Source organism: Clostridium sp. D5, from assembly GCF_000190355.1.
Taxonomy (GTDB): Bacteria; Bacillota; Clostridia; order Lachnospirales; family Lachnospiraceae; genus Faecalicatena; species Faecalicatena fissicatena_A.
The window spans coordinates 60409-72688 of record NZ_GL870811.1 but is presented as its reverse complement, the minus strand read 5'-3'; the positions used below and the strand labels follow the sequence as shown (position 1 = coordinate 72688).

Sequence of the window (12280 nt, the reverse complement as noted above, 5' to 3'; positions counted from 1 at the left end):
CTGTTATCTGAAATTCTCGCTCTGCGCGAAAAAAAGGTGCAAATGCTATCTGTCATTTACACCTCGTACTTTTTTTATTCTAACATATGCTGCGGAATTTGTCAAAATTTCTGTGCTGTACCGCTGTATTTGCTGCTGTAATATTCTGTTGTGTTATGCCGCTGTTTCAACAAACCCCAGAATCCTTATCTGGCTCTATAAAATTTCTCCGTTGCTTTTGATTACATCTTTATACCAGGAGAAAGATTTTTTCTTTTTTCTTTCAAGCGTACCGTTCCCTTGATTGTCCTTATCCACATAGATAAAGCCATAACGTTTTTTCATCTCCCCGGTTGTAAAGGATATGCAGTCTATGCACCCCCACGGTGTGTATCCGATTAAGTCCACGCCATCTTGGAGCACTGCTTTTTTCATCTCCCGGATATGTTCTTTCAAGTAGAGAATTCTGTAATCATCTTCTATCGTTCCGTCCGGTTTTACTTCATCCACAGCGCCAAAACCATTTTCTACTATAAATAATGGCTTTTGGTATCTCTCATACAACAGATTCAGAGCGTACCTCAGGCCGACTGGATCAATCTGCCAGCCCCAGTCACTCTTTTTTACAAACGGGTTGCTGACGCTTCCCGGAAAACCGTCCAGACCATTTCCTTCCCTGACCACATCTGCTTTGACTGCGTTGGTCATATAGTAGCTCAGTCCTACGTAGTCGACTGTACCTTCTTTGAGGATCTCCGCGTCTTCCGGCTCCATTTTAATAGAAAAACCTTTTCTCTTCCATTCCCTGTAGATATAGGAAGGATATTCGCCGCGCACATGGACGTCTCCGAACAGGTAGCGGTCATGCATGGCTTCCACGGAGTACATCATATCGTCCGGGTGGCAGGAATATGGATAGACTGGCACACAGGCCACCATACATCCGATCTGAAAATCCGGGTTAATCTCATGACCCTTCCTGACTGCAAGCGCGCTGGCCACCAGTTCATGATGCACTACCTGGTACATACATTCCTCCGGGTTCTCCTCCTTTGTGAAAATCACTCCGGAGCAGGTGTACCCGAACAGAGGATATTTATAATTTTTCTGGTTATTGATCTCATTAAAGGTCATCCAGTATTTAACCTTATCCTTATACCGTTCCATAACAGTTACTGCATATCTTACAAAGAAATCAATCAGTTTACGGTTTTTCCACCCGCCGTATTTTTTTACAAGATGGTACGGCATTTCAAAATGGGACAGGGTCACCACTGGCTGAATGTTGTATTTTAATAGCTCATCAAAAAGGTCATCGTAAAATTCGAGTCCTGCTTCATTCGGAGTCTCTTCATCTCCCAGAGGGAAGATCCTGGTCCAGGCAATGGATGTTCGGAAACATTTGAAACCCATTTCGGCGAACAGCTTAATGTCCTCTTTATAGTGATGATAAAAATCCACTGCTTCATGGTTTGGATAGTAGCAGTCCCGCTGTATATTATCTGTGATTCTCCGGTCTACACCGTGCGCTCCCCCGGTCAGTACATCCACAATGCTGACGCCTTTGCCGCCTTCATTCCATCCGCCTTCAACCTGATGGGCAGCCACTGCGCCGCCCCAGAGAAAATCATCGGGTAATCTTTCCATCTTAATGCTCCTCCCCTTCTGCAAACATAACCGTTTCCAGTGCTTCTATATTCTGGTTTGTCCTGACCTCCAGATTCGTCACCTGATCCATGTCGGTAATGATATAAATTACGGTCGGGTCATATCCCTCTTTTCGAATCAGTTCCGGATCGAATTCGACCAGGAGATCGCCTTTTTTCACACGGTCTCCCTGCTTCACATGTGCCTGGAATCCTTTTCCGTCCAGCTGAACGGTGTCGATTCCTATATGGATCAGGATTTCTCTTCCTGCCTCGGTTACAAGCCCCACCGCATGTCCGGTCGGGAACACGGCTTCTGCGGTTCCGTCGAGGGGGGCATAGATCTTACCCTCCGATGGGAGGATGGCGAGCCCGTCTCCCATTGCTGCAGATGCGAATGCCTCATCTTTTACCTGTGAAAGTGGAATTGTCCTTCCTTTTACCGGACTTCCCATCTCGATCCTCTGTCCCTGGATTCTGGTTTCTGTTAATTTTGAAGCGCTGTCTGTTTCTTCCTTTGCCTGATTTGAGAAAGCGCCGCTCTATTCTTCGATTGCATTTTCCGGCACATCCTCATCGAATCCTACGATATAGGTCAGTACAATTCCCAGAACAAATGCTACAACGATGGAAATCAGAAGGCCGGTAAACTGCGTCATGTGACCTGCTTTAAAGTAGGCCGGAAGTGTTGCGATACCCGGCATGTTGTATCCTCATGATACGGCATTGAAAGCTCCTGCGATACCGCCGCCGACGGCACCTGCCACGCATCCGCAGATCATCGGCTTCTTGAGCCGCAGGTTTACACCGTAAATGGCCGGCTCTGTGATACCGAAAAGTCCGGTTACCGCTGCAGAAAGTGATACACCTTTCATGTCTTTGTCCTTTGTCTTCAGGAATACGCCCAGCGCGGCTCCCGCCTGGGAAAATACGGCCGAGGCCTGAAGCCCGGTAAATGTGTCGTACCCCAGGTTCGCATAATTTCCTACGGTAACCGGTGTAATCCCCCAGTGCACGCCGAAGATAACCAGTACTTCCCACAGGCCACCTACGATTACACCTGCCACAATCGGGCTTAAACCGTACAGATAATTGTATGCCCCGCCAATTGCACCTCCGATGGTATTACCGATCGGCCCAAATGCCAGCAGCGTCAGCGGAACCATGATCACGATCGTAAACATGGGCGAAAACAGATTTCTCACTACGATCGGCAGGTATTTGTCAAAAAACTTCTGTACATAGGATGCAATCCATATAGAAAGAATAATCGGGATAACGGAGGATGTGTAGCTTAAAAGCTGTACTTTAATTCCAAGGAAATAAACATCCTGTCCCGCATTTACCATATTGATATAGTCGGGGCTTACAAGTGCACAGGCAATCACGACTGCCACGAATGTATTTACCCCGAATTTTTTGGATGCGGTTACTGCAATCAGAACCGGTAGGAAAGTAAATGCCGTCCAGGAGATGAAATTGAGTATCTGATAGGTCCCGCCCGTTGTGTCAATCGCATTCATGGCCACGAATATGCCCAGAATTCCCTGGAGGATACCACATGCCGCGAGGGTGTATAAAAATGGGGCGAAGATACTGGATATGATGTCGATAATCCGGCTGAATATGCCGCCCTTTTTCCCTGTATCTTTCGCCTGTTTCTCATCAATGGATACCAGTTTCAGTACCTGCTCGTATGCATCTTTTACGTGATTTCCGATAACAACCTGGAACTGGCCTCCCGCCTGCACCGTTGTGATAACCCCCGGAATCTTGGATACTTTTGCAGTATCCACAATCGTTTCATCCTTTAAGATAAAACGAAGTCTTGTTGCACAGTGTGCAACATTTGTAATATTTTCATCGCCGCCCAGTTCCTGAACCAGTTCCCTGGCGGTTTTCCCATAATCAATAGCCATTTCAGCTACCCCTTTCTTCTCATTTTCGCACCGGTTGCTTTGTAATTTTCATTATACATAATATCTTTCAAATTCATAGTATTTCATGTTCTTTAGAAATTTATATGCATGGAAGAAATTTGTTTCAGAGAAAATACAGGGTGTTTTCTGCTAATGATATAAAAAACCGAGTTTCGTCTGCAACGGCCGCATCGCTGAAGTTCGCATCCCGCCGGGAGGTTTTTTCAATTTCATAGAACGCATTTTCCCATGAAATAAAGAAAAAGACGGCTATGAAAGCCGCCTTCCTATGGTCTCTATCAGATACAGCACCGGAACCTGCGTGGTGATGTTATATTCTTCCTTAATCTTACGCTCTGACACATAATATGCCAGAGGACAGTCAGCCATCTTCGCCAGTGTACATCCCGAGCCATTGGTGATACTTACAAGCCTGCAGTGATGCTCCTTAAACCTCCCTGCCAGCTTTACAATCTCCTGCGTCTCCCCCGATTCAGACAGTGCGATCACCACGGTGTCCTCCAGATCCGCCCTGACAGGGTAATAAGGATCTTCAATATACTGGCTGTATTTTCCCAGATTTGAAAAATACCGCGCTCCGTATTTTCCCAAGATACCAGATGTCCCGATCCCGATAAAAATAAGCTGTCCCGCATCCTGAATCACCTGAACCGCCCTTGAAATCCGTTCTTCATATTCAGTGGATGTGACGGTATGGAAAAAATTCATGACTTCATCAATATTATCATCCGAAGTCAGCTTCTTTCTACTCTCTTTCTCTTCTTTCAGGAACATTTTAAACTGTACACGGAATTCAGAATAACCATCGCAGCCTGCTTTCTTACAAAACCTCACCACCGTGGATGTAGAAACATGCACGGCCTGAGACAGCTCCCGGATCGTCATATACTGTACTTCTTCCTTGTGCTCCATGATGTAGCTGTAAACAAGCATTTCCAAATCATTCAACGATTGCAGAACCTCATAACTAAACATGCTTCACCTCACTGATGTGTCATGGTTTTATTATAACAATGCAGTACCTGTGCGTCAATAACTTCAAAGGACCTCAAAGAGACCTCAAAGGGGTCAGACCCCTCTGCCGAGGGGGTCTGACCCCTTTGAACTACTCGTCACAATTTAATGTCTTTTGAATGTATTTTCTTTCCATATCATGTCTGGTCTTCCGGGTTTCTATACTGTCAAATATGATGGAAAAGTCGTAATCTTCCGGATACAACTGATCCGCAGGAACGTGAAGACGTATCCGTTTGTGGTTGATCCATATTTTTTTATCCGGCATCTGTACACGGAGAACACCTTTTTCATTCGCTGTCTGGCAGATTATCCCAATCTTTCTATCCGGCATTACCATAACGCTGTCACCCAGCTGGTATTTTATTGCTTCTTCCTGCTTTACGATCTTTTTCTTTTTTTGTATCTTTGAATGGGAGGTTCTTTTTAGCTCCCGATTCTCTGTCCCTGTCTCGAATCCCAGATCTGCATCTTCTCCGTAGGCTGCTTTTGCTGCTGTTCGGAGCATCTCCCCCGGCATGCCAAGTTTTCCTGCAATATAGAAAGCGCAGCTTTCTCCTGCTTTTCCGATAACCAGCTGGTATAACGGCCTCAGGCTTTCTTTATCAAAGGTCATTCTTGCATTTACGATCCCCTCTTCCCGGCTGGCATATTCTTTTACTTCCGGATAATGTGTGGTAACCAGAAACAACGCCCCGCTCTTTTTCAGTTCCTCCAGTATGGCGATGGCTATTCCCATCCCCTCTGCCGGATCTGTACCGGAGCCAAGTTCGTCCATGATGACCAGGCTTTCGCGGCTGACTGTTTTTAGTATGTCCAATACATTCGTAATATGTGCGGAAAACGTAGACAGATTCTCAGACAAATTCTGTCCATCTCCTATATCGCACAGCACGGCGTTATTCATACATATCTCCGCATGTTCACATACGACATGCAGACCACACTGTGCCATCATGCAGTTGAGTGCCACAGTCTTAATTGCAACTGTCTTACCGCCTGTATTTGGCCCGGTGATGATAACGCCGTTTATGCTGTTCCCTATCTCAAAGTTCAGTGGAACATTGATTTTTCTGTCCATTAGCGGATGTCTTGCGTTCTTCAGTTTAATATAACGTTCTGTGTTAATCTTCGGCTGTGTTCCTTCATATTCCATACTAAGCTTTGCTTTTGCGAAAATGAAATCCAGTTTTTCTACTGTCCTGTTATTTTTTCGGATAATTTCTGCTTTATCGGACAACATGGCAGATAATGTATAAAGAATCCGGATCACCTCATTTTCCTCGTCAATCCTGAGTTCCTGCAGTTCATCATATAGTAATGCAACCGCGGCCGGTTCCATAAACAGAGTGCTTCCGGTAGAGGATTTATCTATCACTGTTCCTGAGATTTTAAGCCGGTATTCCTTCCTGACCGGTATGCACAGATGTCCATTTTTTACAGTGCTGAAACTGTCGGACATATATGCCTTATTCGCCCGCAGTGCAGCATCTGCCTTCTGGTGCATCTTATCATCTGCCCTGTCAATCGCTTCTCTGAGAGATTTCAAAGCCTTTGAGGCATAGTCATCCACTTCACCATTTCGGATTTTCTGATTCAACTCCTCGCAGATCTCGTCGAGCGAATCCAGGTTTTCTTCGTAATAAGCCAGGCTCAGCTCATACTGCTTTCCTCTCTCAAGATAAGACTTCAGTCTTCTTACAGAAGTAAGAGTCCGGGCAATGTATTCAAGCTGCTCAGCAGTGAGACATCCGCCCTTTCCCGCAAACTCAATCCATTCTCCGATTCCCTGCAGCGCTGTCATCGGCGGCATACCGCATTTTTCAATCAAATCCCTGGCTTCTGTTGTCTCCTTCTGTCTGGCTCTGACCTCAATTTCGGACAAATATGGTTTCAGTCCTTCTGCCTGTTCCTTTGCCCGCTCTGTGCATGCTAAATCTGCCAGTTTTCCTTTTATTTTATCAAATTCTAGTATCTTTTCTGTGTCTAACATATTAACCTCCTGAAAATTATCCTATACCTTTATATGAAACAAAAACGCCACGAAAAGTACCCGCCCATTTCGGGCATACTCTTCCGTGGCGTATAAAATCCCCGTAACAGAAAAAACAGCATGACCATACAGCCATGCTCTTCAAATCTCATCTATCACAGATATCTATCCGAAGCGTATGTTCGCATTTTGTAAGGCAGATAAAAGGATACAGCTGTCCCGTAAAAACGACAATGCTGCGTCCCCACAACTATTTAATTAGCTGTATTCTCCATTACTACCACACGTAACATACACTTACCTCACTCAAAAATTTTCTTCATTATATCCCGGACATGTGCAGATTGTCAACAGAAATTTTTAAGTAGACGTTATTTGAAACACATAAAATGTTACTGTTTGCACTCGCCGGGCGTGTAATGTGACTATAAAATCGCTTTTCCAGACCCTGCTGCCAATGATCATATCAAAGCGGATACCCGCAAAGCAACAGCTTTTTGAATGTCCGCTTTTATGATAATGTGTAATATAGCTTAGTTCTCCCTGGAATTAATTTCTTCTACAATTTCATTATAGCGCTTTTTGTTCAATCTGTAGAAAATCAGTACTATCCCTGTAACCACCCACAGAACTCCCGGTATTGTTGTAAAAGAATGTTTCATAACAGCCAGCACTGCCGCATTCTGCTGCTGATTTGCCACATATCCTGCCGCACCAAGAACAAGGGCCAGAAACGAAGTCCCCAACGCCATGCCAATTTTATTTCCCAGAGATATAAATGCATACTGAAACCCATCATTCCGCAGTCCTGTTTTCCATTCCCCATATTCCACGCAGTCTGGAATAATCGCATAGATTGCCGTATTAAATCCGGAGAAGAAAAATTGTGTTAACCCGGATACCCCATAAAACAATATTGGTGACGTCTGTACGCTGAACAAATATAAGCTCAGCATACTGATCCCCGTCAGCAATGCAAAAACAGAAGCTGCGCGGCCTTTATTGTTCGTCCATCTGAATAACAGCGGAAAACATGCCGCACCAATAATAGACGGAATAATAATACACATGGAGTAGGTGGTAAAGAAAGCCTTATTTCCTTCTACGTATGTAAAATAATACAGCGCATCTGCATTTCTCCCATATAAGGTAAATCCAAATAACATTTGTCCGATTAATGCAAGGATATAGGGCCTGTTTACAGCAACCGCCTTCAGCTGCTTAATAATAGAAATCTTCTGCTTCTCAGGCACTGCCACAACTTCCTTTGTTTTAGAAAAACAAAAAATATGACAGGCGGCAAATATGCAGCCATATATCATTGCTATCATCAGATAGCCTCTCTTATCATCTCCCGCACCCAGCCTGGAAATCAGGGGCACTGTGATAATATTAATGATGCCGATGGCTATCATGGCCGCTACGGAACGAAACGTATTAATCTTCGCTCTTTCCTCAATATTCTGCGTCATAGCGCCGCATAAAGTCCCATAAGGAATATTTACACAAGTATAGCCCAGCACTAACACGCAGTATGTCACTGCCATATATGTGATTTTTGCTGTAGATGACCAATCCGGATGCGCCCAGAATGTCAGCATCAGTATTATCGCCGTAAGCGGTGCCGCGATCAACAGCCATGGCCTGTAACGCCCCCATCGTGACTTTGTCTTATCGGTCAGACTCCCGATAACCGGATCATTAATCGCATCCCAAAAGCGGGAAAACAGCATAAGACCGGCTACAGCACTCATACTAATACCAAAAACATCCGTATAAAATATCATTAAAAAGTTACCAACAAACATCCAGCTAAAGTTACATCCCACATCGCCCATTCCATAGGCGATTTTGCTAATAAGTGGTACCTTAACATTTGTATCAGCTTTCTCTGCATTTGACGAACTTTTGCAGACTGTGCTGTTTTTTATATCATTGCTATGTATCCTTGATGTAACACCTGAGCTCAGCTCTACAACTCCCATTTTTATTACTCCTTTACTTGTGAAATATCCGATGGGTCTTCGTAGGGGTCAGACCCCCTTGGCAAAGGGGTCTGACCCCTTTGAAGTTCTGTAAACTATTTCTGGACGTTGATAATTACTTTCATAGCAGTCTCCCGGTTTTCGTCAATGTACTGATAAGCCTGCTTATAATCCCGGAATGCAAATGTTTTTGATATCAGTGGCTGTAAATGTACTTTACCCTCATTTACAAGACGAATTCCTTCTATGTAATCTTCGTTCCGGTACATCATTGTTGTGTTCAGATCTAACTCATGGTCATTGAGTACGGCCAGATCTATCTCTGCCATTCCTGCAAATACAGCGACGAGAATTATTGTACTGCCTTTTCTTGCATACTTAATTGCCTGCCCCATTGTTATATTATTCCCCGCGCAGTCGTAGATCACATCGGCTTTGTCCGGGCCGAAGAAGCGAAGCATCGCATCTCCCAAATCTTCTTCTTTTGTGTTGGCTGTGCACTGAATACCGCATTCTTTTGCTTTTTCCAGCCTCAAATTACTAACATCTGTTATCAATACAGATTCTGCCCCCATTCCAAGTGCTGTCTGGGCAACCAGATTGCCGATCGGACCGGCCCCCAGAACGGCAATTTTCATACCCTTCACATCACCGGCCTGCCTTACAGCGTGTACGGCTACTGCCAATGGTTCGATCATGGCTCCCTCCTCGTAACTCATGTCTTCCGGAAGCGGAGTCACTTTACTGGCATCAACCGCAAAATATTCGGATGCCGTACCTGTTGTCTGAAAGCCCATGACCTTCAGTTCTTCACATAAATTGTACTTTCCATGCCGGCACGGATAACACTCTCCACAGACTACCTGGGGCTGAATCGTTACCGTTGCCATTCTTCTTTCATACATCTTCCAAAATTAAAACCACATCGGATTGAAAGATGGAATTCATCCTTTCAAAACGATGTGGTTTTCAATAAAAATCATTAGATTTATCTGTGTTTTCTCAAATCAGCCCTTAATTCTGCCTATTTCTTCCCTAACCGGACATTCTCCATTTCATTGACCATTTCCTCAGACATGTGGTCAAACAAATAGTTTCTTGCATTTTCCTGTCTGTTCAGGTACTCGCTGCGGATCTCTTTCTGCATAAGCTCCACTTCCTCTTTCAATCCATCCGCAGACATCCTCTGCGCTCCCTGCCCCAGGATAATCACCTGTTCCAGTGCGTCGGATGTGGCAACCGTAACGTCATACCCCCGTCCCATGCGGCGGACCGTCTTTTCTATATACTGGTCAGCAGTCTCCGCCTCTTTGGTGTAAACTACATAAATATTGTGGTACTTCAGGACTTCTCCCAGATTTCCTTCCACCTTATAGGCATCAAACACCAGGATCAGTGTACACTGCTTATACCCCTGATAATTACACAGAATATCCATCAGCTTATCTCTGGCACTCTCAATATTTGTCTCCGCCAGTTCACTCAAATCCTCCCAGGCGAAAATAATATTGTATCCGTCAACAAGCAGATAGGTTTCCCTGTTCTTCTTATTCTTCTGCCGCTCCTCCCATTTTCCATCAGAGAGCTTCTTATCCGGCGCCTTTACGGTAACTGGCCCATTCTGGTTCCTTCTTTTTACCGGATCCGGGGTCCGTCTGTAGATACCATCCAGTTCCTCCTGAGTCAGCTCTATCCGGGAAGATGAGCCGGAAACCGGCGGTATATATACAAATGAATCTTGTTCCGGGGCATCCGTTTTCAGAGTGCTCTCCATATGCATGTACTCTTCCACCTGATTCCATTTTACCACAAAGCCGGCTCCATGTGCACAGAATACGGAGCCTGTCGGATTCTCCAAGTCGGCTTCAGAATCATATCCGGCTGCCTCTATCATTTCCTCCTGGTCGTGGCACGGCTCATACCCTTTCAGGCTGCAGAACATCCGCCCCTGTCCGCCTGTATAGGAAATAAACTCCCGCTGGTATCCCCGCATCGTCGCTACCGGAACTTTCCCGGTAAGCACCGACATCTCCCCATCCATCTCAGGGTGTTCAAAACTGCCGTACATCTTCTGTATATCAGACATCGCGCGCCCGATATTATCTGAGGGCAGTTCCAGTCGGAATTCATAATACGGCTCCAGCAAAATGCTTTTCGCTTTTTTAAGTCCCTGGCGTACTGCGCGGTATGTAGCCTGCCTGAAGTCTCCGCCCTCGGTATGTTTCAGATGTGCCCGCCCCGCCGTCAGCGTAATTTTCATGTCTGTGACAGCGGAACCAGTCAGGACTCCTTTATGTTCTTTTTCCTCCAGATGGGTTAAAATCAGCCGCTGCCAGTTTCTGTCAAGAACATCCTCACTGCAGGTGGAAAAAAACTGCAGTCCGGACCCCTGCTCTCCCGGCTCCAACAGCAGATGAACCTCCGCATAATGCCGGAGCGGCTCAAAATGACCGACTCCCTCTGCTGGTTCTTCTATTGTTTCTTTATATACAATATTCCCTTCGCCAAATTCCACGCGGACTTTGAAACGCTCCCAGATAATGCTCTTCAGAATCTCTGTCTGCACTTCCCCCATCAGCTGCGCGTGGATCTCGCCAAGCTGCTCCTCCCATACAATATGCAGCTGAGGTTCCTCTTCCTCCAGCTGTTTCAGATTCAGCAGCATCTGGTGCACATCACAGTCACTGGGAAGCTGGATCTGATAGGTCAGAACTGGTTCCAAAATGAACATATCCTGCTCCTTTTCTGCACCGATCCCCTGTCCCGGATATGTACTGACAGGTCCTGCCACAGCACATACGCCGCCCGCGGCAACAGACTGAACCGCATCGTATTTTGCGCCTGAATAAATACGGATCTGATTGACCTTTTCCTCCGTATCAGGCAGTATATCCTTCACATGAAGAGTCCCGCCTGTCACTTTGAGATAGGTCAGCCGGTTCCCCTGCTCATCTCTCGCTATTTTATAGACTTTCGCTCCGAATGCATCGGGATAGTCGGTAGCGGCTGTATACAGCCTCAGCCCCTCCATAAACTCTTCCACACCTTCCAGCCTGAGTGCAGATCCAAAATAACAGGGGAAAACCTTTCTGGCACGTACTGCCTGTACTATGGAATTCTTTTCAATACTCCCCTTCTCCAGGTATTCCTCCAGCATGCCTTCCTCACACATTGCCAGATTCTCCAGACAGCTGTCCTCTGCATTTTCCAGTTCGGATATTCCATTAAAATCCACGCATCCGTCACTCAATCGTTTCTTTAGATCTTCTAAAATTAATTTGCGATCAGTTCCTTCCTGATCCATCTTGTTAATAAACAAAAATACTGGAATTTCATACTGTTTCAGAAGGCACCAGAGTGTAACCGTATGTCCCTGCACGCCATCTGCTCCACTGATCACAAGAACTGCATAGTCCATTACTTGCAGAGCGCGCTCCATTTCTGCCGAAAAATCCACATGGCCAGGCGTATCCAATAGCGTGATATCCATATCTTTCCATGAAAAAACTGCCTGCTTCGAGAAGATGGTAATCCCTCTCGCACGCTCCAGATCATATGTATCCAGAAAAGCATCCTGATGGTCTACCCTCCCCAGTTTTCTGATACTGCCGCCCGTATAGAGCATACTTTCCGACAGTGTCGTTTTGCCTGCATCCACATGAGCGAGTATTCCCACTACCAACTGTCTATTTGTACCTGTTTCCAAAAATAGTTCCTCCAGTT

Annotated in this window: 8 protein-coding genes and 1 pseudogene; all 9 read right to left on the bottom strand. The window is 45.5% G+C overall.

Translation table 11 applies throughout. The features are described 5' to 3' along the window. Positions 1–195: 195 nt before the first annotated feature. The 9 genes and pseudogenes from HMPREF0240_RS08685 to HMPREF0240_RS08650 all read right to left on the bottom strand — a co-directional run bounded on the left by HMPREF0240_RS08685 (position 196) and on the right by HMPREF0240_RS08650 (position 12263). Positions 196–1626: a 6-phospho-beta-glucosidase gene (locus HMPREF0240_RS08685; protein ID WP_009003064.1), complete on the bottom strand. Its 1431-nt coding sequence runs from the start codon at positions 1624–1626 to the stop codon at positions 196–198. A 1-nt stretch (position 1627) separates the two neighbouring features. Beyond that, positions 1628–2080, bottom strand: coding sequence for a PTS glucose transporter subunit IIA (locus tag HMPREF0240_RS24975; protein WP_083806151.1), 453 nt, complete (start codon positions 2078–2080; stop codon positions 1628–1630). An 87-nt stretch (positions 2081–2167) separates the two neighbouring features. Further along, positions 2168–2329 carry a hypothetical protein gene (locus tag HMPREF0240_RS24970; RefSeq protein ID WP_242833318.1) on the bottom strand — a complete coding sequence of 54 codons (162 nt, stop codon included), beginning with the start codon at positions 2327–2329 and terminating at the stop codon, positions 2168–2170. Between the two features lie 9 nt (positions 2330–2338). Continuing rightward, complete coding sequence (locus tag HMPREF0240_RS24965) at positions 2339–3544, bottom strand: PTS transporter subunit EIIC (protein ID WP_242833317.1); 1206 nt, start codon at positions 3542–3544, stop codon at positions 2339–2341. Positions 3545–3814: 270 nt separating this feature from the next. Next, a complete protein-coding gene (locus HMPREF0240_RS08670; RefSeq protein ID WP_009003063.1) occupies positions 3815–4540 on the bottom strand; it encodes a MurR/RpiR family transcriptional regulator in 726 nt (241 codons plus the stop codon). A gap of 130 nt (positions 4541–4670) precedes the next feature. Next, complete coding sequence (locus tag HMPREF0240_RS08665) at positions 4671–6572, bottom strand: DNA mismatch repair protein MutS (RefSeq protein WP_009003062.1); 1902 nt, start codon at positions 6570–6572, stop codon at positions 4671–4673. A 533-nt stretch (positions 6573–7105) separates the two neighbouring features. After that, on the bottom strand, positions 7106–8557 hold the full coding sequence (locus HMPREF0240_RS08660) for an MFS transporter (protein ID WP_009003061.1): 1452 nt from the start codon (positions 8555–8557) through the stop codon (positions 7106–7108). Positions 8558–8652: 95 nt separating this feature from the next. Further along, a pseudogene (locus HMPREF0240_RS08655) lies at positions 8653–9438 on the bottom strand (zinc-binding dehydrogenase); the annotation flags it as partial. A 143-nt stretch (positions 9439–9581) separates the two neighbouring features. Then, positions 9582–12263: a TetM/TetW/TetO/TetS family tetracycline resistance ribosomal protection protein gene (locus HMPREF0240_RS08650; RefSeq protein WP_035312791.1), complete on the bottom strand. Its 2682-nt coding sequence runs from the start codon at positions 12261–12263 to the stop codon at positions 9582–9584. Between the last annotated feature and the right edge of the window lie 17 nt (positions 12264–12280).